This is a genomic window from Micromonospora sp. NPDC049257, assembly GCF_040678915.1.
Classification (GTDB): domain Bacteria; phylum Actinomycetota; class Actinomycetes; order Mycobacteriales; family Micromonosporaceae; genus Micromonospora; species Micromonospora antibiotica.
The window spans coordinates 148,827-170,044 of the sequence record NZ_JBFAQU010000005.1; the positions used below are offsets into that span (position 1 = coordinate 148,827).

Consider the following 21,218-nt stretch of genomic DNA (forward strand, 5'->3'; position numbering starts at 1 on the left):
GGCGGACTTCGCACGGTGGACCAGGCCGGCGGACTTCGCACGGTGAACCGGGCCGGGGCCTGCGGGCGGGAAGGTGCAGACCTCCGGGCTGGACAGCCGGCCGCCGGCCTGGCCGACCGGGTGATGCCTGGCGGCTTGGGTGTCTGGGCCACCCGTTCGGGCGTGTCGCCGCGGACAAGTAGATCCTGCAATGAGCGGTATGCCTGAGCGGCATAAGTATGCCAGCCTGGCATATCACTGATCGTGGAAGCATGGGTGTCGTGCAGGCCGCACCACCGCTTCACCGCACCGCCGCTTCACCGCACCGCCGCTTCACCGCACCGCCGCTTCACCGCACCGCCGCTTCACCGCACCGCCCCTCCGGCGCTTCGGCTGACGCATTCCGTATGCCACAAAGACCACGGGCCGCAATCGAAGCGCTCCGTCGTCGCCCGGTGTGACACACCGGCCGCGTCGCGTTCGCCCGCGACCAGCGCTCCGCTGCCCGCGCCGATGGTGCTCCCGACGGAAGCGGGTCAGCCGGCGGCGGGCGGGGTCGCGTCGAGCGAGATCTCCGCGTACACCTTGCCACCGCTCTCGCGCAGCTGCGCACCGCAGTTGCGCAGCACCGCGATGGCTCCCCCGTTGTCCGGGGTGGTGTCCGCGACGACCGAGTGCATACCAGCGGCCGCCGCGACGTTGAGCAACTCCCGCAGGGCCGCCGCGCCGAGGCCCTGGCCCCGGGCCGACCGGCCGAGCCACATCCCGGTCTCCGCCACCCCGGGGGTGTCGCAGCGGGCCATCCGCACCATGCCCACCACCTCGCCGCCGACGCACACGGCGAACATCAGGGTGCGGGTCGGCCCGTCCAGGCCACCGAAGCTGGCCCGGTGGAACTCCCGGAACGCCTCCCGACGAGCGTGCGACCAGCCGGCAGGGGCGTCCACCGGGGGCATGACATCACTCGGCTCGGCCTCGGCCGCCGCTACGGATAGCAACGACTCCAGGTTCGTCTCGTCGACCGGTTCCAGTCGTACCGCGCCTACCACGTGCCGCAGTCTGCCGCCCCTGCCGGCTGTCGTCCACCCCTTTGGGAGGTGACTGTCGGTCTGGTCGTAGGTCTCGGCCGGTCGTCCCATCAGCGCAGCTCACCTCACGCTCCGCTGTCAGGAGCGTCCGCCACACCCCTTCCACGCACCGGTCGACGAAGCGGCGTCACACCGCCGCGCGACCCGGCAGGCGCGACCCCGACCCGTGCGGCCCGGGAGCGGGGACCGGCCACCATGCGGCCGGGTGGCGGGACCGACCGCCGTGCGGCCCGGGGGGGGGCGACGGGACCGACCGCCGGCCGGTGGGGCGTTACGCCGTCTCGATGGGCCATCGGTGTCCCGGGGTTCAGCGACGTCGGTTGCGGGCCCGGGAGGCGCGCAGTCGACGCAGGCGGCCGATCAGCAGCGGCTCGGCGACCAGGGCGGCAGGGCGGTCCAACAGCCCGTTGAGCAACTGGTAGTAGCGAGTGGCGGAGAGCCCGAACGTGTCCCGGATGGCCTGCTCCTTCGCTCCAGCGTGCCGCCACCACTGCAGTTCGAAGGCGAGGATGCGCAGCTCCCGCTCGGACAGCTCGTCGACATCGACCGACGGTCGCGCACCGGCACGCACGGCACCGGCCGGCTCGTCGCCGTCAACCGACGCTTGCCCACCAGTCGGCTCGGCGGCCGGGGCCGACGCCCGCTCGGCCGTCGGGGCCAACGCCCGTTCAGCGGCCGGGGCCAACGCCCGCTCGGAGTCCGGGATCGACGCCCGTTCGGCCGTCGGGGCCAACGCCCGCTCGGCGGCCGGGGCCGACCGCGGCGAGGGCACCTGCGGCGGCGTGTCGACCGGCTCCGGTGACGGGTCGGACCGGGGAACGGCATCGGCGGGCGGCATGGCGCTCCTCGGCAGGGTGGGCGGCTGGGCGGGGTAAACCCAGCTTAACCAGGGTGGGTGACGCTCCACCCGCAACGGGCGAGGCACCGCAGACGACGGGCGGGCCCGTGTCGACCGTCGGTCGACACGGGCCCGCCGCGTCGGGATGCCGCCCGAACCGGGCGGCACCCGGCTCAGGTGATGTCGCGCCGACGCATCATCCAGAACGCGGCCACCATCACCACGGCGGTGCCGATGCCGAACACCAGGGCCGAGTCCTGCCAGGTCACCAGCATTTCCTTCGGCGTGCACTCGCCCTGGACGAGCTCGCAGGAGCGGTAGTCGACCAGCGTCCACTTCTTTTCGAACCAGGCGAGCGCATAGGTGGACAGCACCCAGCGGTCCCCGAACCGGACCCCGGCGATCGTCATGGCGATCCGGATGCCGATCTCGCTGACCACTCCCACGCCGACGGCCACGCCGAGCGCCATCGCGGTGTGCCGGCCCAGCGAGGCCAGCGCGAAGGCCACCGCGCCGACGGCGAGGATCAGCCCCCATGCCCGCAGACCGCTGATTCCGGCGGACTGCCACACCCCGGAGGTGACCTTCTCGGTGGTCCCCCGGTTGGAGGCGATCAGCCAGAAGGCCAGGGTCCACAGCGCGCCGAGCACCACGGTCACCCCGGTCAGGGTGGTGAGCACGGCGGCCAGTTTGGTGCCGAGCACGGTGAGCCGTTTCGGCCGCCACAGCAGCAGGTTCATCATCCCGCCGGTGCTCCACTCGGCCCCCACGAAGGAGGCACCGATCAGGAAGGCGAACAGCGCCACCGCCCCGGCGAAGACGGCGATGAAGACCCCGAACTCGGCCCGGAAGTCGAACTGGTAGGGCAGGTTCCACTTCGGGTCGAACATCTCCGGGGTGGGCTTCCAGTCCCGGCCGCAGTTCGGGCCGTACCGGTCCTCGGTCTGCTCGCCCCGGGCCTTGGCCGCGTCGCAGTCGGCGATCGAGCGTTCCCATTCCTTGACGGCGTCGCGGAAGTTCGCGTCCGACTCTGCCTGCGCCTGGGCGATGACCGCGGGCGAGAGCTTGTGGCTGGAGAAGGCGAAGGCGGTGACGATGCCGGTCAGGCCGAGTACGAGCAGGACCAGCATGACCCGGGTGAGCCGGCGCTTGGCCAGCCGACGCAGTTCGGTGACGTACAGGCTCATGCGCCCCACCCTCCCGTGGTGCCGCCGGCGTGGCCGGGCTCGCCGATCTTGGCGGACTGGTCGACCTGCCGGTGCTGACCGGGGACCGGCGCGGTGGCGGTGATCTCCAGGAAGACGCTCTCCAGGTCCACCGCGACCGGGGCCAGTTCGCTGACGTACAGGTGTTGTTCGGCGAGCAGCCGGCTGACCGCGGCCGGCTTGTCCACGCCGGCCAGCATCAGGTGGTCGGGGTGACGGGTGACCGCGACACCGGCCCGGCCGAGCAGTTCGGCGGCGGCGGCGAGGTCCTCGGCGGCGTCCAGGCGTACCCGTACGCCACCGTGCGAGTGTTGGGCCAGCACCTGCTCCACCGGACCGGCGGCGACCCGACGGCCCAGCGAGATGATGGTGACCTCGTCGCAGATGAGCTGGATCTCGCCGAGGATGTGGCTGGACAGCACCACGGTCATCCCGGATTCGGCGAGGGTGCGCATCAGGGTGCGCATCTCCCGGATGCCGCCCGGGTCGAGGCCGTTGGCCGGCTCGTCGAGGATCAGCAGTTTGGGGTTCTTGAGTAGGGCGGACGCGACGGCGAGCCGCTGCTTCATGCCGAGCGAGTACGTCTTGACCCGCTCACCGGCCCGGTCCCGCAGCCCGACCAGTTCGAGCACCTCGTCGACCCGTACGGCGGGGACGTCGCCGGCCCCGGCCAGCAGGGACAGGGTGTCCCGGGCGGAGAAGTGCGGGAAGAACTGCGGGCTCTCCACGATCGCGCCGACCTGGCCGGCGACGGTGGGCAGTGCGCCGGGCACCTCGTGGCCGAGGATGGCCATCCGCCCGCCGTCGGGCTGGATCAGCCCGAGCAGGGTGCGCAGGGTGGTGGTCTTGCCCGACCCGTTGGGGCCGAGGAAGCCGTGCACCTGACCGGCCTCCACCCGCATGTCGAAACCGTCCAGCGCGTTGCGGACACCGCGCCGACGGCTTTTGTACGTCTTACGTAGACCTTCGATCTCCAGGACAGCCGACAAGCTGCGCCTCCCCCGATGGTGGCTGATGACAGCGGTCACCATACTCGGTATACCCGCCAGGGCAATACCCGGTATGCATCGGTGCGCAATTCACTACCGACGGTGCATCAACGGGTCACTCAGGCGCAGATGACGGCCACTCCGGCGGCGCGGAACGCATCGACCAGTTCCGGGGCCGCCCCGGAGTCGGTCACCAGGGTCTCCACCCGCTCCACCGGGCAGATCCGGGCGAACGCGTGACCGCCCAGCTTGGACGAGTCCGCGATGATCACGACCCGCTTGGCCCGCGCCACCATCAGGTTGTTCATCGCCGCCTCCCCCTCGTGGTGGGCGGCGGCACCCAGCTGCGGATCGAGCGCGTCCACGCCCAACAGGGCGACGTCGAGGGTGACCTCGCGCAGCAGCGCCCCACCGAGCGGCCCGACCAGCTCGAACGACTTCGGCCGCACCACACCCCCGGCGACCACCACCTTCATCCGGGAGCGGACCAGCAGCTCGTTGGCGATGTTCAGCGCGTTGGTGACCACGGTGAGCTGGGCGCCCTCGGCGCTGGTGTTCAGGTCGGGGCGGACGGCCAGGGCGCGCGCCACCTCGGTGCTGGTGGTGCCGCCGTTGAGGCCGACCACGGTGCCCGGGGAGACGAGCGCGGCGGCGGCGGCCCCGATCCGCTGCTTCTCGGCGGAGTGCTTGGCCGTCTTGTAGCGCAGCGGCAGGTCGTAGGAGACGCCGTTGGCGACCGCGCCACCCCGGGTCCGGGTGATCATCTGCTGCTGGGCGAGCTGGTCGAAGTCGCGTCGGATGGTGGCCTGCGAGACGTCGAGCCGCTCGGCGGCCTCCTCGACGCTGACCCGCCCGCTGCCGGTGAGCATTTCGAGCAGAGCGTTCCACCTGGCGTACCGGTCCACGGGGGGCCTCCGACTCTGCACGAAGGGTGATCGATGGCGTGCACAGTAGTGCGCGAAACTCCCGGTGCGCAAAACCCGCCTCTGCGCGGTCCCGGGGCAGGTTGCCACGCGCACCCCGTTTCGCGCAGAATAACGCGCGAAAGACGGTAGTAATGAGCCGTATTGCGCACCTCCCTCCCCTGTGCGAGGAGTTCCCCATGGCGTACGTCGACGCGGAGATCGCCAGCCAGCCCGACTGCTGGCGGGAGGCCGCCCGGCTGGCCGGCACCGTCGCCACCAGCCTCCCCCGCCCCGGCGAGCGGGTCGCCGTCGTCGGTTGCGGCACGTCGTGGTTCATGGCCATGGCGTACGCCGGGCTACGCGAGCGCGCCGGCCACGGCGAGACCGACGCCTTCCAGGCCAGCGAGTTCCCCGCCGACCGCCACTACGACCGGCTGATCGCGGTCACCCGCTCCGGCACCACCACCGAGGTCCTCGACCTGCTCGCCGCGCTGCGCGACCGGACCCCCACCACCGTCCTGGTCGGTGACCCCGCCTCGCCCGCCGCCACGCTGGCCGACACGGCCGTGCCGATGCCCTTCGCCGACGAACGTTCGGTGGTGCAGACCCGGTTCGCCACCAGCGCCCTGGCGCTGCTGCGCGCCCACCTCGGCGACAACGTCGAGGCGCTGGCCGCCGACGCCGAGGTCGCCGTGCGGGCCCCGCTGCCGCTCGACCCGGCCCGCATCGACCAGGCCACCTTCCTCGGTCGCGGCTGGACGGTCGGGCTGGCCCAGGAGGCCGCGCTGAAGTGCCGCGAGGCGGCCACGTTCTGGGCCGAGGCGTACCCGGCGATGGACTACCGGCACGGCCCCATCTCGATCGCCGGCCCCGGCCGGCTGGTCTGGGCCTTCGGTGAGCTGCCCGACGGGCTGCCCGAGGACGTCGCGGCCACCGGGGCGGCGTTCGTGCACAGCCGGCACCACGGGTGCCACACCGTGCTGGGCAGTTGGGCGGCCGGCCGGACCCCGGTCAACCCGATGGCCGACCTGATCCTCGCCCAACGCTTCGCGGTGGCCCTGGCGACCAGCCGGGGGCTGGACCCGGACGCGCCCCGGCACCTGACCCGCTCAGTGGTGCTGGCATGACCGACGGGTCGACGGGCGACGACCGGATCGTCGTCGCGTTGGACGTCGGCGGCACCGGCATGAAGTGCGCCCTGGTCCGCCCGGACGGCAGCGTGGCGCACGCCGAACGGCACCCGACCGACGCCGGGCGCGGCCCGGACGCCGTGGTGCAGACCGTCCTGGCCGTCGCCGAAGGGCTGGCCGACCGGGCCCGCGCCGCCGGGTCGACCCCGGTGGCCTGCGGCGTCGCCGTGCCCGGGGTGGTCGACGAGGCCGCCGGGGTGGCGGTCTGGTCGGCCAACGTCGGCTTCCGGGACGTACCGCTGCGCAGGCTGGTGGGTGCACGGCTCGGGCTGCCGGCGGCGCTCGGCCACGACGTGCGGGTGGGCGGGATCGCCGAGGCCCGGCTCGGCGCCGGCCGGGACGCCCGGCACGTGCTCTTCGTCGCGATCGGCACCGGCATCGCCGCCGCGCACGTGGTCGCCGGGTCGGCCGCCGTCGGCGCACACGGTGCGGCCGGCGAGATCGGCCACATCCTGGTACGCCCCGACGGCCCGCGCTGCGGTTGCGGCCGGCCCGGCTGCCTGGAGGCCGTCTCGTCCGCCTCGGCCATCGCCCGCCGCTACGCCGAACTGGCCGCCGGTACACCCCCCGACCCGCCCGCGACCGACCCCGTGGCAGTCCCGACCGGCACCATGCCGGCCCGGGGCGCGGCGAGTGCGGCCGACGTGGCCGGGCGCGCGGCGGCGGGGGAGGAACTGGCCGGGCGGGTGTGGCGGGAGGCCGTCGAGGCGCTCGCCGACGGGCTCGCCACCGGGCAGGCCCTCTACGACGTGGACACCATCGTCATCGGTGGCGGCCTGGCCCGGGCCGGCGAGCAACTGCTCGGCCCGCTCCGCGCCGCCCTGCACGACCGGATGACCTTCCATCGGGAGCCGCGCCTGGTCGCGGCGGCCCTCGGCGACGAGGCCGGCTGCCTCGGTGCCGCCCTGCTCGCCCTCGACACTCTGGAGAGACGATGACCCAGCGGGTGACCGGCAAGGTGGTGACCCCGACCGGCGTGGTCCGACAGGGGTGCGTGGAGCTGGACGGCGAGCGGATCACCGCGGTCGCCGAGTACCCGGCCAAACGCGACGGGCACTGGATCGTGCCGGGTTTCGTGGACATGCACACCCATGGCGGGGGCGGGCGCACCTTCACCACCGGTGACGCCGACGCCGCCCGGGAGGCCGCCGCGTTCCACAGGCGACACGGCACCACCACCCTGCTGGCCAGCCTGGTCAGCTCCCCCTTCGACCTGATGCGCACGGCGACCGCCGCCTTCGCGCCGCTGGTCGGCGAGGGTGTGCTGGCGGGCGTCCACTTCGAGGGCCCGTACCTGTCGGCGGCCCGGTGCGGCGCGCAGAACCCGGAGTTCCTCCGCGACCCGTCCACCGAGGAGCTGGAGCAGCTCATCGCCGAGGGGGCGGGGACGGTCCGTATGGTCACCCTGGCCCCGGAGCGCCCCGGCGCGCTGGACGCCATCAAGCTGCTCACCTCGCACGGGGTGGTCGTCGCCGTCGGCCACACCGACGCCACCTGGGAGCAGACCCGGGCCGCCGTCTCGGCCGGGGCGAGCGTCGGAACCCACCTGTTCAACGGGATGCGCCCGCTGCACCACCGCGAACCGGGCCCGGTGGTGGCCCTGCTGGAGGCCCCGAACGTGGTCTGTGAGCTGGTCGCCGACGGGGTGCACCTGCACGACGGGATGCTCACCTTCGCCACCGCCGTGGCCGGCCCGGAACGGGTCGCGCTGATCACCGACGCGATGGCCGCCGCCGGCATGCCCGACGGCGACTACGAGCTGGGCGGCCAGGCCGTCGCCGTGGCCGACGGGGTGGCCCGGCTGGCCCGCGACGGGGCGATCGCCGGCAGCACCCTCACCATGGACGCGGCGCTGCGGCACGCCGTCACCGCCGGAATCCCGATCACCGACGCGGTACGCATGGTCGCCACCACCCCGGCCCGCGCCATCGGCCTCGGCGACCGGGTCGGTGCCCTCCAGGCGGGTCTGCGCGCCGACCTGGTGGTGCTCGACGACGAGCTGAACGTCGTCCGGGTGATGCGCGCCGGCACCTGGCTCGACTGACCGCTCCGCCGCGCCCGCCCAGCTGGTGCGACACGGCGACGCGACGCGACGGGCCTGGGCGGGGACCCCGGTCATCCGCCACCCCGTGACGCGGCCCGCTGGCTCCCCGGCGACCTGCTCACAGGTGCGGACCGGCGAGCACCGGGGGTGCGGTGCACGTCCTGTCGAGCTGATGACGTCAACGGTTCACGGGGCACCCGAAGACGCCGGTGCCCGAAGGCGCCGGTGCCCGAAGGCGCCGGTGCCCGAAGGCGCCGGTGCCCGAAGGCGCCGGTGCCCGAAGGCGCCGGTGCCCGAAGGCCGACGACAGCGGACCGACGCATCGAACCCGGTGCGGCGAACGCGCCGCACCGGGTACCCGAGTCGTCTACGTCATCAGGTCTAAAGGACGCGCAACACACATCCTGACCGGCGGAGGTGTTGGCGGCGGAGGTGTTGACGGAGCCGGTGTTGCGGTGCCAGCCGGCCGGTCATCCGGTCGACGCGGTACCGTCCCCCGGCCGGAACGCGGGACGGGTCAGGCGGTGGGGACCTCGACGCCCAGGACGGCCTGCTCGTCGGGGCGGTGCACCAGCACGTCGGCCAGGTACGACTGCACCGCCGGGCCCATCCCCACGTCCCGGCGGGCCCGCTCGGACAGCAGCCACTTGTGTTCGATGATCTGCGCGAAGATCTCCTGCGGCTCCAGCTTGTGCCGCAGGTGCGCGGGGACGGCCCGGACGACCGGCTCGAAGACCTCGGTCAGCCAGCGGTGGGCCGCCTGCTGCTCGTCGGTGAGGTCGCTCTCCACCCGGTAGGCGTCCAGGTCGTTGAGGAGCCGACGGGCCTGGTTCTCCTCGGCGTCGAGGCCGGTGAGCCGGATCAGCCGCCGGGTGTGGTAGCCGGCGTCGACGACCTTCGGGCGGACCAGGTAACGCCCGTCGTCGACCGTCGACAGGGCCACCTCGGCCACGTCGAAGCCCAGGTCGTTGAGGCGGCGGATCCGGCCCTCGATGTCGTGCCGGGCCTCCCGCTCGACCTGCTGCTCGTAGGTGATCTCGTGCCAGAGCCGCTCGTAGCGCTGCACGACCTCCTCGCACACCACCTCCGGGTCGATCGACTCGTGCAGCAGCCCGGCGGCCTGGAGGTCCAGCGCCTCACCGAAGATGTTGACCCGGGCGATCTCCAGGTCCTCACCGCGCTGCCCGTTGGACAGCGTGCGGTGCAGCGCACCGGTCTCCGCGTCGACCAGGTAGGCGGCGAACGCCCCGGCGTCCCGCCGGAACAGGGTGTTGGACAGCGAGCAGTCGCCCCAGAAGAAGCCCGTCAGGTGCATCCGGACCAGCAGCACGGCGAGAGCGTCGAGCAGCCGGCCCATCGTCTCCGGGCGCAGCGTGCGGGAGAACAGCGCCCGGTAGGGCAACGAGAACTGGAGGTGCCTGGTGATCAGCACCGGGTCCAGCGGGGTGCCGTCGTCGGCCTGCCGGTCGGCCACGATCGCGATCGCCTCCACCGACGGGAAGTCGATCCGTTCCAGCGCCCGCAGCAGGTCGTACTCGCGTTCGGCGACCCGCTCCCCGGTCTCCTTGACGGCGTACACGTAGTCGCCGAGGCGGACGAACCGGACGATGTGCCGGGAGATGCCCTGCGGCAGTGCCACCAGGTGCCGGGCAGGCCACTGCTCCAGCGGGGTCGACCAGGGAAGGTCGAGCAGCGCCGGGTCGACGAGGGCCGAGGTGATCCGCACGGGGACAAGTGTGCCGGGTGCTCCCCGGCGTGCGCCTCCCTTCGTGGTTCGACACACATCGACCGGGGCCGCGCCACCACCCGCCGGGGGCCGTACCACCACCCGCCGGGGCCGCGCCACCGTCCCACGCGGGGCCCCGGCGGGGCTGGCCACGCCCCTTGCCACCACGGCCCCGGTGGTCGGCCGGTAGCGTGATCGCGTGCGGGAGCGAACCACGACGGTACGCGGCGGGGTACGGCTGCGGCCGGTCCGCCCGGCCGGCTGGTGGTTCGACCTGCTGCTGCTCACCGCCCTGGTCGGCCTGACGTGGGCGCTCGCCGCCGGCCACCTGTTCGGTGTCGACCGGGCGGTCGCCGACTGGGCCGACGCGCACCGGCCGACCGCCGCGTACTGGGTGGCCCGGGTGCTCAACCTGCTCGGCCAGGGCACCCCGTTGACGCTGTTGGCCGCCGCCCTGGGGGTGCTGCTGGCCGTCCGGCTCCGCTCGGTGCGCCCGATGCTGCCCCCCGTGGTCGCCTTCGCGCTCACCAATCTGACCATCGGGCCGCTCAAGGTGTGGACGGCCCGCCCGGCCCCGAGCGCCAGCGTCAAGGAACCCTTCCTGTCACCGGAGCAGACCCTGCCGCTGTTCCAGCACGACCTGCCGGTCCGCTACGCCCAGTCGTACCCGTCGGGGCACGTGGCCAACGCGATCGTCTGGTACGGCGTGCTCGCCCTGCTGCTCGTCCCACTGCTGCGCACGGTGGGCCGGCGGATGCCCACCCGACTGGTCACCGCCGTGCGGGTGGTGCCGCCGCTGGTGGTCCTGTGCACCACCACCTACCTGGGCTGGCACTGGTTGACCGACTCGGTGGCCGGGCTGCTGCTGGGGCTGCTGCTGGACCGGCTGCTGCGCCGCGTCCCCTGGGACGACCTGCCGTTACCGGCCCGGTTGCGCGGCCGGGACCGTCCGTTCACCGCCGACGCCTAACTGGGCCGCGCTGTCGTCCGGTTGCGGACCCGACGCCTCGCCCCGGCAGAGCGGAGCGGGGGATACGAGGATGGTCGCCCCACCCGGCCCCGGGCCAGCTGTCCGCTTCCCGCCTTCCTGACGACGGAAGGCTGCCTGACAACGGACGAGAAATCGTCAAGCCTGTGTCCAGCGGAGCCCGTCCGGCAGTCAGAGGGGGATACCCATGTTTCTGCGCATCAGGGTCGTCGCGACGGCGGTGGTCGTCGCCGTGCTCGGCGCTCTCGCCATTTCCGCAGCGCCGGCGTCGGCTTCCGTCAGCCAGGGGTACGTCGCGGGTGCGGGGGCATGGGCGGACGACTGGGCGGATGAGGGCCCCGTCTCCGCCTCGACGCGCCCGCACAGCAACGTCGTCGCCATGTGGCAGATGATCCTGTGGGCCGACGGCTATCTCGACCGCTCCGGAATCGACTGTCGGTTCGGGCCGGTCACGACCTCCGCCACGACGAAGTGGCAGAGCGACCGGGGCCTACGCAGCGACGGCGTGGTCGGCTCCGGGACCCTGGCCAAGGCGGCAACCCGCCTCAGCGTCTACGAGTCGTGGTTCTACTACGACGGTGCCGGCACCAACTTCATCTACTTCGATCGCCGCTCCGACGGCAGGTGGGACATGAGCCTCGGCCCCGACCTGGAGTGGCAACTCCTCTCGTACACCTACGCGAGCTTCAGCATCTGCTCCTGACCGGCTGCGCGCCGGGTACCACCCGTTCACCTCCGGTCTCTAACCTGCGCTGGTGGATCGACTGAGCCGGCGGTTGGGCGTACCCGATGCGGTGGTGGTCGGGCTCGGGGCGATGCTCGGCGCGGGCGTGTTCGTGGTCTTCGCCCCGGCCGCCGCCGCAGCCGGTGGGGCCGGGCTGCTGGTGGCGCTGGCGCTGGCCGGGTTCGTCGCCTACTGCAACGCGACCAGTTCGGCCCGGCTGGCGGCCCGCTACCCGGAATCGGGCGGCAGCTACGTCTATGGCCGGGAGCGCCTCGGCCCGTTCGCCGGGTTCCTCGCCGGTTGGGGTTTCGTGGTCGGCAAGACGGCGAGCTGCGCGGCGATGGCGTTGACCATCGGGGCGTACCTGTGGCCGGGGCAGGCCCGGCTGGTCGCGGTCGGCGCGGTGCTCGCGGTGACCGGGGTGAACCTGCGCGGCGTCACCCGCACGGTCGCCGCCACGAAGGTGCTGGTGGTCGTGGTGCTGGCGGTGCTGGCCCTGGTCGCGGTGACCGGCCTGACCGCCGGGGACGTCCGGTTCGACCGGCTCGCCGAGGGCGGCGGTACGGCCCGGGGCGTGCTCACCGCCGCCGGGCTGCTCTTCTTCGCCTTCGCCGGGTACGCCCGGATCGCCACCCTCGGTGAGGAGGTCCGCGACCCGGCCCGCACGATCCCCCGGGCGGTGCCGCTGGCCCTCGGGGTGGTGCTGGCGGTCTACCTGGTCCTCGCCGTGGTCGCCGTCGGCGTGCTCGGCCCCGACCGGCTGGCCGCCTCCGTCGCGCCGCTGGCCGACGTGGTGACCGTCGCGGGGCTGCCCGGCCTGGCCTGGGTGGTCCGGGCCGGGGCCACGGTGGCGGTGACCGGGGTGCTGCTCTCCCTGCTCGCCGGGGTGGGTCGCACCCTGCTGGCGATGGCCCGCCGCCGGGACGTGCCGGGGGCGCTGGCCGCCGTACACCCGGTGCACTCCGTCCCGCACCGCGCGGAGCTGACCGTGGCCGCCGTGGTGGTCGCGGTGGTGGCGCTCGGCGACGTCCGGGGCGCGATCGGCTTCTCCAGCTGCACGGTGCTGGTCTACTACGCGATCACCAACGCCGCCGCGTGGACCCTGGGCCCGGACCCGACCCGACGGGTGCCCGTCCGGGCGCTCGCCGCGCTGGGGCTGGTCGGCTGCCTGCTGCTCGCGGTCAACCTGCCGGCCGCCAGCGTCCTCGCCGGTTTCGGGGTGCTCGCCCTCGGCGCGCTCTGGTACGCCCTGCGCCCCCGCTAGTCACTCCTGCGGATCACGCGAGGCCGGCACCCCGGCGGACGGCGGCGGGGCCGGTGGCGGCGGGGTGGTCTCGCGGAGCAGGGCGGCCAGCCCGGCCCGGCGGGCCACCACGGTCAGCCGGTCCCCCGCCGAGATCACCATCCGGGGGTCCGCCCGCCAGTCGGTCTTCTGCCCGACCCGGGAATGGGCCAGCAGGCGCACCTCGCCGGGGCGGGCCACCGCGCCGAGCGGGCGGCCGTCCAGCGCGGCACCGGCCACCACCGGCACCTCCACCACCAGCAGGGCGTGCCGGTCGACCGGGATGGTGGCGATGACCGCCCGGTCCAGCAGGGCGGCGGCGAAGGACGGGGCAGCCAGGTAGGACACGCTGCGTGAGATGCCGATGCCGAACGCCCGCTGGATGCGTTCGGCGAAGTCGCCGTCGAAGAGCCGCAGCACCACCCGCAGCTCCGGGTTGAGCGCCCGGCCGTTGAGCGCGGCCCGCAGGTTGACCCCGTCGTCGGTGGAGACCACCACCAGCGCCTGGCAGTGTTCCACCGAGGCCGAGAGCAACGTCTCCTCCCGGGCGGCGTCCCCGACGATCAGCGGTACGCCCAGCCGCCGGGCCAGCGCCGCACCCCGCGCCTCGGCACTGCGGTCGATCGCCACCACCTCGACGCCGAAGTCGTGCAGTTGCGCCATCACCCGGGTACCGATGTTGCCCAGCCCGACGACCACCACGTGCCCGGCGCGTTCCGGCTGGATGCGCCCGGCGTGCAGGGCCAGCCGGGCGTTGACGATGCCGTCGACCACCACGGCGGTGATCAGCGGGATCAGCGCCAGCCCGGCCAGGTTGAGCACCACCTGCATGATCTGGGCGGCGGCCGGTTTGGTGACGTCCGGGTCCTGGCCGCTGAGCGTGGTGACCAGGGTCAGGTAGAGCGCCTCCGTCCAGCTCACCGCGACCGCACGGGCGTTGAGCCAGCCGAGCAGGGCGATCACCCCGAGCAGGGTCAGCACCGCGATGCCGATCTTGCGGGTGGCGAAGCTGCGGACCGCCCGCAGCAGCACCGCCAGGGGTCGGCGGCGACGTCGGGCCCGGACCAGCCGGCGGGCCGCCAGCTCGGTGCCGGCGGGCTGCCCGGTCGCCTCGGCGAGCACCACGTCGGCGGCCTTCTCGTCGGCGGGCAGCACCCGGACCAGGTCCGGATCGGTGGTGACGGCCAACCCGCAGACCACGTCGGCGGGGCGGACGTCGGCGCGGCGGGCCACGTAGAGCGTGCGACCGCCGTGCCGGAAGTGGGTCGGGGCCACCTCACCGAGGGCGGCGGCGACGAACGCCGGGGCGGCCATCGAGGCGTCGGAGAGGACCGCCGAGTCGGGGAAGAGCTGCCGCAGGCCGTTGGCGAGGCTGGTGTTGAACATCCGGACCACCAGGCGCAGCCGGGGCTCCACCTCCTGCGCGCAGAGCGCGGCGTGCATGTTGCCCACGTCGTCCTGGTGCAGCAGGGCCAACCCGTCCGCCCCGGCCAGGCCGGCCCGGTGGAAGGTGGCCTCGTCGAGCCGGTCGGCCCGGATCACCTGCACCCCGTCGACGTCCCGCCCGTCGGGGCCCTCCGAGCGGCGGCGCTCCGGCACCACCAGGGTGATCCGCACCCGGCCGTGGGCCAGCTCGGTGCCGAGCAGCGCCCGGACCACCCAGTACGCCAGCGGGTCGTTGCCGCAGACCACGTAGTGCGGACGGGTGTCGCCGTTCATCCGTAACCGCCAGCCGGTCGCGCGCCGGGCCCGGTCCCGCAGGGGTTCGGCCATGCCCGGATGGTAGCCAGCCGGTCGCCGGGGACGCAGCCCTGGTGCGCGCACCGGACGGTACCGGTCGGTCAGGCAGGCATGGTGGGCGTGGCGGCGGGTAGAGCAGCGGGCGTGCAGACGTTCCTGCCGTACCCGGACTTTCTGGCCAGCGCGCGGTCCCTCGACCAGCGGCGGCTGGGCAAGCAGCGGGTGGAGGCGCTCCAGGTGCTGCGCGGGCTGACCCGGCCGGGGTACGGCTGGCGCAACCACCCGGCGGTGAAGATGTGGGCCGGCTACGAGGAGGCGCTGACCCGGTACGGGCTGGACGTGTGCGCGGTCTGGTCGGCGGCGGGCCGGGCGGACACCTGCGCGTCGACCCTGGTCACCGACCTGACCGCCGCCCGGGGCGACGGCCGGGTCCGCAGCCAGGCCGAGCTGGCCGCCGCCGGTGAGTTGCCACCCTGGCTGGGTCGTGAGGACCTGCACCGCAGCCACCGGTCGGCGCTGCTGCGCAAGGACCCGGAGCACTACCGCCCGCAGTTCGGCGACGTGCCGTCCGATCTGGAGTACGTCTGGCCGCCGTCCGACCGTCCCCCGTTCGCCGCCGGGCGGCCGAACCCCGCCGACGACTCCGGTGGCGGCACCGCACCGGTCTGACCGGGCCGGATCGGGCCTGGTCGGGCAGACTGGGGGTCCCTCGGGTCGGAAGGTGCACATGGCGCTGTCGCAGAAGCTGGGCCGGCTCATCGGCGTACGCGAGCATGTGGTGGACCCGGGCGGGGGTGGCGCCCCCCGGGTGGTCCGGCCGACCACGGCCGTGGTGGTGGGCGGCGGGATCGCCGGCATGTCGGCGGCGGTGGTGCTCGCCGAACGCGGGGTGGACGTGACGGTGCTGGAGGCCGCGCCGACGCTGGGTGGCCGGCTCGGCGCGTGGCCGGAGGCGCTCGCCGACGGCAGCCAGGTCAACGAGCACGGCTTCCACGCGTTCTTCCGGCAGTACTACAACTGGCGGTCGATCCTGCGGCGGGTCGATCCGACGCTCGGTTTCCTCAAGCCGATCCCCGGCTATCCGATCCTGTCCGCGCAGTGGCCCACCGAGGAGTTCGGCCGGCTGCCCCCGGCCCCGCCGGCCAACCTGCTCGCGTTACTGCTGCGCAGCCCCAGCCTGCGCCTGGCCGACCTGCGCACCATGGACCGGGACGCCGCGCTGCCGCTGCTCAGCTACGACCCGGTGCGCACCTACGCCGAGTTCGACGACACCACCGCCGACGCGCTGCTCGCCTCGCTGAAGCTGCCCGACCGGGCGCGGGCGATGCTGTTCGAGGTCTTCTCGCACTCGTTCTTCAACCACGAGACCGAGATGTCGGCCGCCGAGATGATCGCCCAGTTCCACTTCTATCTGCTGGGCAACCCGGAGGGGTTGGCGTTCGACTGCCCCGACGAGGACTACGCCACGGCGATCTGGCAGCCACTGACCCGGTACGTGGAGCAGCACGGCGGCCGGGTGCACACCGCCTCGGCGGTCGCCCGGCTGGACCGGGAGCCGGACGGCTGGCGGGTGACCACCGCCGACGGCACGGTCCACCCCGCCGGGCAGGTGGTGCTGGCCGTCGACCCGCCCGCGTTGGCGGCGCTGGTCGACGCCTCCCCCGGCCTGGTCGCGGTGGCGCCCGAGCTGGTGGCGCGGATGCCCGCGTTCGGTCGGCCCGGCCCGCCGTACGCGGTGGCGCGGTACTGGCTCGACGGGGACGTCCGGGCCGACCGGGCGGTGTTCAGCGGGGTGTCCCGCCAGCCCACCCTGGACTCGGTGACCCTCTACCACCGGTTGGAGAACGAGTCCCGGCGCTGGGCGCAACGCACCGGCGGCGCGGTGGTGGAGCTGCACGCGTACGCCTGCGACGAGGGGGTGCCGGCCGAGGAACTGGCCGAACGGATGCGCACCGAACTGGTCACGCTCTGGCCGGAGGTCGCCGGGTTGGGCGTCCGTGAGCTGCGCGCCCGGGTCGAGGCGCAGGCCCCGGCGTTCACCCCGGGCAGCCACCCCGGCCGGCCGGGGGTACGCACCGACGCCGAGGGCCTCTACCTGGCCGGGGACGGCATCGGCACCGACTTCCCCAGCGCGTTGATGGAACGGTCGGCGGCGACCGGGATCATCGCCGCCAACCACATCCTGCGCGCCGCCGGGGCCGCCACCGAGCCGGTCCGCTCGATCCGCCCCCGGGGACTGCTCGCCGGGAAGTGAACCGCCCGCCGAACCCGCCCGGTCCCCTGGCCGGGCGGGCTGTCGGGCCACCCGGTCAGCGCGACGTGCCCTGGTAGGCGTCCCGCATGAGCTGCTGCATGTCGTCGAGCATCGGCATCCGGGGGTTCGCCGGGGCGCACTGGTCCTCGTAGGCGTTGAGGGCCTGCTGTGGCAGCGCCGCCTCGAACGCCGCCCGGTCGACACCGATCGCGGCGAACGACGGTTCGATGCCGACCGCGTCGCGCAGCCGTTCCACCGCCTCGGCCAGCGACGCCACCCCTTGCGCCGGGGTGCCCGCCGGCAGGCCGAGCAGCTTGGCGATGTCGGCGAACCGTTCCGGGGCCCGGTAGCTCTCGTAACGCGGCCAGCCGGACAGCTTCGCCGGGACGGTGCCGTTGTAGCGGATCACGTGCGGCAGCAGCACCGCGTTGGTCCGGCCGTGGGCGATGTGGAACGTCGCACCGAGGGTGTGCGACATGGCGTGCACGATGCCGAGGAAGGCGCTGCCGAACGCCATCCCGGCGATGGTGCCCGCGTTGTGCATCCGTTCCCGCGCCTCGGGGTCGGCGTCGACCACCGCCCGTTCCAGGTTGCCGAAGATCAGCCGGATGGCGTGCAGGGCGAGCCCGTCGGTGAAGTCGTTCGCGTACACCGACACGTACGCCTCGATGGCGTGGGTGAGGGCGTCGAAGCCGCTGTCGGCGGCGATGGTCGCCGGCATGCTGGCGGTCAGCACCGGGTCGACGATCGCCACGGTCGGGGTGAGCGCGTAGTCGGCCAGCGGGTACTTCTTGCCGGTCCGGTGGTCGGTGATCACCGCGAACGGGGTCACCTCCGCGCCCGTGCCCGACGTGGTCGGTACGCAGACCAGCCGGGCCAGCGCGCCGAGGGTGGGGAAGGTGAAGGCGCGCTTGCGGATGTCGAAGAACTTCTCCCGCATGTCGTCGAAGACCACGTCCGGGTGCTCGTAGCGCAGCCACATCACCTTGGCCGCGTCCATCGCCGAGCCGCCGCCGAGGGCGACGATGGTGTCGGGGCGGAAGGCCCGCATCAGCGCGGCCCCCCGGTCGACGGTGTCGACGCTCGGCTCGGGTTCCACGTCGTCGATGATCTGGAGGGCGATCCGCTCGGGGCGGCGTTGCAGCACCCGGTTGATCCGGTCGACGAAGCCGAGCCGGGTCATGGTGGCGTCGGTGACCACGGTGACCCGGTGCACGTCGGGCATCTCGGCGAGGTAGCGGATCGCGTTCGCCTCGAAGAAGATCTTCGACGGGACCTTGAACCACTGCATGTTGTTGTTCCGCCGGCCGATCCGCTTGATGTTGAGCAGGTTCACCGCCGAGACGTTGTCCGACACCGAGGTACGCCCGTAGCTGCCGCAGCCCAGCGTCAGCGACGGCAGGAACGCGTTGTACATGTCGCCGATGCCGCCCTGCGAGGCCGGCGAGTTCCAGATGATCCTGACTGCCTTGACCCGGCGGCCGAACTCCTCCACCAGCTCCTCGTCGGCGGTGTGGATGACCGCGCTGTGCCCGAGCCCGTGGAACTCGACCATCTGCTCGGCGTACCGTAGGCCCTGCTCGCGGCTGTCGGCGCGCAGCACGGCCAGCACCGGGCAGAGCTTCTCCCGGGTCAGCGGCTCGTCGGGGCCGACCCGGTCGACCGCGACCAGGATGATCGAGGTGTCCGGGGCGACGGTGATCCCGGCGGCGTCGGCGATCCAGGCGGCCGTCCGGCCCACCACGTCGGGGTTGAGCTTCCCGGCGGGGAACAGCAGCGCCTCCAGCTTCTCCTTCTCCGCCGGGGTCGCCAGGTGGGCGTGCAGGGTGCGGAACTCGTCGATGGCGGCGTCGTGGATCGCCGCGTCGAGGATGACGGCCTGCTCGGAGGCGCAGATCATGCCGTTGTCGAACGACTTGGACAGCACGATGTCGTTGACCGCGCGCTTGAGCTTGGCGCTCGCCTCGATCCAGGCCGGCACGTTGCCCGCGCCCACACCGAGCGCCGGCTTCCCCGCCGAGTAGGCGGCCCGGACCATGGCGTTGCCGCCGGTGGCGAGGATGGTGGCGACCCCGGGGTGGTGCATCAGCGCGGTGGTCGCCTCGACCGACGGCTCCTCGATCCACTGTATGCAGTGCTCGGGCGCTCCGGCGGCGACCGCCGCGTCGCGTACCGTGCGGGCGGCCTCGACGCTGCACCGCTGCGCCGCCGGGTGGAAGGCGAAGATGATCGGGTTGCGGGTCTTGAGCGCCAGCAGCGCCTTGAAGATGGTGGTCGAGGTGGGGTTGGTGACCGGGGTGATCCCGGCGACCACGCCCACCGGGTCGGCGATCTCGACGATGCCGCTGATCTCGTCCCGACTGATCACCCCGACGGTACGGGTCTTCGCCATGCTGTGCGTGACGTGTTCGCAGGCGAAGATGTTCTTCACCGCCTTGTCCTCGAACACCCCCCGACCGGTCTCGGCGACGGCGAGCTGGGCGAGGGCGGCGTGCCGGTCCAGCGCGGCCACCGACGCCTTGCGGACGATGTGGTCGATCTGCTCCTGGTCGTACCGGTCGTAGTCGGCCAGGGCTTTGAGGCCGGCGGCGACCAGGGCGTCGATCGTGGTGGCGAGTTCGGTCGACATGTTTCACCTCGGCGGTTGGCGGCGTCTCGGACACCCTCAGCATCCATCGACGGCCGTCTCGGCGGTGGGGCGCAAGGACCCGTCCGACGGTGGCCAAAGGTCCCGTCGTCACGCCGTCCCGGGTGCCTCCGGTCGGCCGAAGGTCCCGATGTCACCCGGCGAGCACGCAGCGTCGCCTACCCGACACCGTGTCCCGTCGCCCCCGGCCACCATGATTCGCATGACGGGACCGCGAAAGGCCTACACGTTGCTCACCGTGGCCGCCATCGGGGTGGCGGTGCTGGCCTGGCGGATCGGGGTCGACAAGGCCAATGCCCTGGTGGGCCTGGCCGGCGTCTTCGCCGCGAGCGCGCTCGGGCTGTTGTCCCTGTTCAGCGCGATCGACCCACGGCTGTCCCGGGCGGCGGCGGACGCCGCCGCCCTGCCGCCGGGGCCGACCCCGCCCGCGTCCGACGCACCGACCGGAGCAGACCCCACTCCGTCGGCACCGGGGTTGCGCCGCCGCTGGCGACGCTGGCGGCTGCCGGCGGGGATCGCCGCGCTGCTGCTGGTGATCGTCGGTACGGTGGCCGTGTTCTCCTGGCCGACGGACCGCACGCCGGACGCGCGCAGCGCCTCCCCCACGACCTCCGTCGACGCCTCGTCGGCCGACCCCAGCGTCACGGCGACCCCGGTCGGGCCGACACCCACCGTCGATCCGTCCGGGGCGACGCCCACCACCACCCCGGCGATCCCGACCCCCGGGCCGGACGGGCCCACGGCCGGCCCCGGCCCGACCCCCACGACCCGGCCGGCGCCCACCCCCGGGCCGGTCGGGCCGGACTGGGTGCCGCCGAAGGACGCGCCGCACTGGAAGCTGCTCGACGGGGACTCGGTCTACTTCCTGCCGAAGCCCCGACTGGCGAAGGGCACCGGTGCGGGCACCCTGATCTTCCAGGGGAAGGACCACCAGCTCGCCCTCTACAACTGGACCGACGACCCGACCGACCTCAGCTATGAGGGCTGCCGCAACCCGAAGGCGCAGCGGTATTCGAGCATCGACCTCGAACAGCTCGAACCCACCCCGGTCACCTACTGCCAGCCGGACCCGGGCGACCCGACGGTGGTCAACTACGTCCGGATCGACCACAACCGCTACCAGGCGCAGCCGGCCTCGGTCGACGTCACCGTCTGGTCGGTCCGCTCGTAACCTGCCCACGGCATCGACCGGTCTGCACATGGCCGCCCCGGCACCGCCCGGTCGACCTGCCCGTAGCCGTCGGCGGGGTCGCCGCGTGGGCGCGCGGCCGCCCCACGGCGGGGTGGCAGCAGGGCGGGGCTCCGGTCGACCCGCGTCGGGTGCGGGGCCTGGAGCAGCCTGGGCATCGAAATGCGTTGCCCGCCCTCAGCGCCACGCCTACCGTGGTCCGCGCAAGGTCAACCAGTCGAACCGGGAGCACGCCATGACGTCGCCGCACCACACCAGCGCGTGGTCGACGCTACCCATCGACGGTTACCGAGCCGAACACCCCCGGGACGGGAATCCCGACTGACGCGTGCCCGTACGCGCCGGCCGCCCCGTCCCACCTGAGGACCGGGCGGCCTTCGTCGTCCGGGGCCGACACCAGGACCCGGCAGTGGGCCCGTCCGACCCGGTC

Annotated in this window: 17 protein-coding genes; 9 read left to right on the forward strand and 8 right to left on the reverse strand. The window is 73.5% G+C overall.

The annotated features are described in order from the left end of the window. Window positions 1–515 precede the first annotated feature (515 nt). The 5 genes from AB0K25_RS10825 to AB0K25_RS10845 form a co-directional block, all read right to left on the reverse strand. Window positions 516–1,028, reverse strand: a complete 513-nt coding sequence (locus AB0K25_RS10825) for a GNAT family N-acetyltransferase (RefSeq protein WP_208567931.1) — start codon at window positions 1,026–1,028, stop codon at window positions 516–518. Window positions 1,029–1,374: 346 nt separating this feature from the next. Beyond that, window positions 1,375–1,905 carry a DUF3263 domain-containing protein gene (locus AB0K25_RS10830; RefSeq protein WP_357536389.1) on the reverse strand — a complete coding sequence of 177 codons (531 nt, stop codon included), beginning with the start codon at window positions 1,903–1,905 and terminating at the stop codon, window positions 1,375–1,377. Between the two features lie 173 nt (window positions 1,906–2,078). After that, window positions 2,079–3,092: an ABC transporter permease gene (locus AB0K25_RS10835; protein ID WP_357536391.1), complete on the reverse strand. Its 1,014-nt coding sequence runs from the start codon at window positions 3,090–3,092 to the stop codon at window positions 2,079–2,081. After that, complete coding sequence (locus tag AB0K25_RS10840; RefSeq protein ID WP_255597767.1) at window positions 3,089–4,099, reverse strand: ATP-binding cassette domain-containing protein; 1,011 nt, start codon at window positions 4,097–4,099, stop codon at window positions 3,089–3,091. The genes AB0K25_RS10835 and AB0K25_RS10840 overlap by 4 nt, the downstream gene beginning before the upstream one ends. Window positions 4,100–4,218: 119 nt before the next feature. Beyond that, window positions 4,219–5,004 (reverse strand): DeoR/GlpR family DNA-binding transcription regulator, encoded by a 786-nt coding sequence (locus AB0K25_RS10845; RefSeq protein WP_208567828.1) that lies wholly within the window; start codon window positions 5,002–5,004, stop codon window positions 4,219–4,221. Window positions 5,005–5,201: 197 nt separating this feature from the next. Between AB0K25_RS10845 and AB0K25_RS10850 the strand changes: the two genes are divergently transcribed. Genes AB0K25_RS10850 through nagA form a run of 3 tightly spaced genes read left to right on the forward strand, consistent with a single transcriptional unit; the run spans window position 5,202 to window position 8,238 of the window. Next, complete coding sequence (locus tag AB0K25_RS10850) at window positions 5,202–6,131, forward strand: sugar isomerase (RefSeq protein ID WP_363819729.1); 930 nt, start codon at window positions 5,202–5,204, stop codon at window positions 6,129–6,131. Continuing rightward, complete coding sequence (locus AB0K25_RS10855; protein WP_219464986.1) at window positions 6,128–7,132, forward strand: ROK family protein; 1,005 nt, start codon at window positions 6,128–6,130, stop codon at window positions 7,130–7,132. The genes AB0K25_RS10850 and AB0K25_RS10855 overlap by 4 nt, the downstream gene beginning before the upstream one ends. Then, entirely contained in the window at window positions 7,129–8,238 is a 1,110-nt protein-coding gene (gene nagA, locus AB0K25_RS10860) for an N-acetylglucosamine-6-phosphate deacetylase (protein WP_363819732.1), read from the forward strand. Before AB0K25_RS10855 ends, nagA begins: the two co-directional genes overlap by 4 nt. 517 nt (window positions 8,239–8,755) lie before the next feature. Here nagA and AB0K25_RS10865 read toward each other — a convergent pair. Next, a complete protein-coding gene (locus AB0K25_RS10865) occupies window positions 8,756–9,964 on the reverse strand; it encodes a DUF4032 domain-containing protein (RefSeq protein WP_219464989.1) in 1,209 nt (402 codons plus the stop codon). A 199-nt stretch (window positions 9,965–10,163) separates the two neighbouring features. Here AB0K25_RS10865 and AB0K25_RS10870 point away from each other — a divergent pair, with 199 nt between their 5' ends. From AB0K25_RS10870 to AB0K25_RS10880, 3 genes are all read left to right on the forward strand, one after another. Beyond that, window positions 10,164–10,934: a phosphatase PAP2 family protein gene (locus AB0K25_RS10870; protein ID WP_219464990.1), complete on the forward strand. Its 771-nt coding sequence runs from the start codon at window positions 10,164–10,166 to the stop codon at window positions 10,932–10,934. A gap of 205 nt (window positions 10,935–11,139) precedes the next feature. Continuing rightward, window positions 11,140–11,655 (forward strand): peptidoglycan-binding domain-containing protein, encoded by a 516-nt coding sequence (locus AB0K25_RS10875; RefSeq protein ID WP_363819736.1) that lies wholly within the window; start codon window positions 11,140–11,142, stop codon window positions 11,653–11,655. A gap of 52 nt (window positions 11,656–11,707) precedes the next feature. Next, window positions 11,708–12,940 carry an APC family permease gene (locus AB0K25_RS10880; protein ID WP_363819739.1) on the forward strand — a complete coding sequence of 411 codons (1,233 nt, stop codon included), beginning with the start codon at window positions 11,708–11,710 and terminating at the stop codon, window positions 12,938–12,940. Here AB0K25_RS10880 and AB0K25_RS10885 read toward each other — a convergent pair whose 3' ends face one another. Beyond that, entirely contained in the window at window positions 12,941–14,731 is a 1,791-nt protein-coding gene (locus AB0K25_RS10885; RefSeq protein WP_255597768.1) for an NAD-binding protein, read from the reverse strand. 111 nt (window positions 14,732–14,842) lie between these two features. On the opposite strand from AB0K25_RS10885, the gene AB0K25_RS10890 reads away from it, so the two are divergent. Next, window positions 14,843–15,367 carry an MSMEG_6728 family protein gene (locus AB0K25_RS10890; RefSeq protein ID WP_363819742.1) on the forward strand — a complete coding sequence of 175 codons (525 nt, stop codon included), beginning with the start codon at window positions 14,843–14,845 and terminating at the stop codon, window positions 15,365–15,367. Between the two features lie 58 nt (window positions 15,368–15,425). Next, on the forward strand, window positions 15,426–16,952 hold the full coding sequence (locus tag AB0K25_RS10895) for an FAD-dependent oxidoreductase (RefSeq protein ID WP_219464993.1): 1,527 nt from the start codon (window positions 15,426–15,428) through the stop codon (window positions 16,950–16,952). A gap of 55 nt (window positions 16,953–17,007) precedes the next feature. Here the strand turns inward: AB0K25_RS10895 and adhE are convergent, their stop codons facing one another. Next, entirely contained in the window at window positions 17,008–19,581 is a 2,574-nt protein-coding gene (gene adhE, locus AB0K25_RS10900; RefSeq protein WP_219464994.1) for a bifunctional acetaldehyde-CoA/alcohol dehydrogenase, read from the reverse strand. A gap of 220 nt (window positions 19,582–19,801) precedes the next feature. Between adhE and AB0K25_RS10905 the strand changes: the two genes are divergently transcribed. Beyond that, complete coding sequence (locus tag AB0K25_RS10905; RefSeq protein ID WP_363819745.1) at window positions 19,802–20,770, forward strand: hypothetical protein; 969 nt, start codon at window positions 19,802–19,804, stop codon at window positions 20,768–20,770. Window positions 20,771–21,218: the final 448 nt, after the last annotated feature.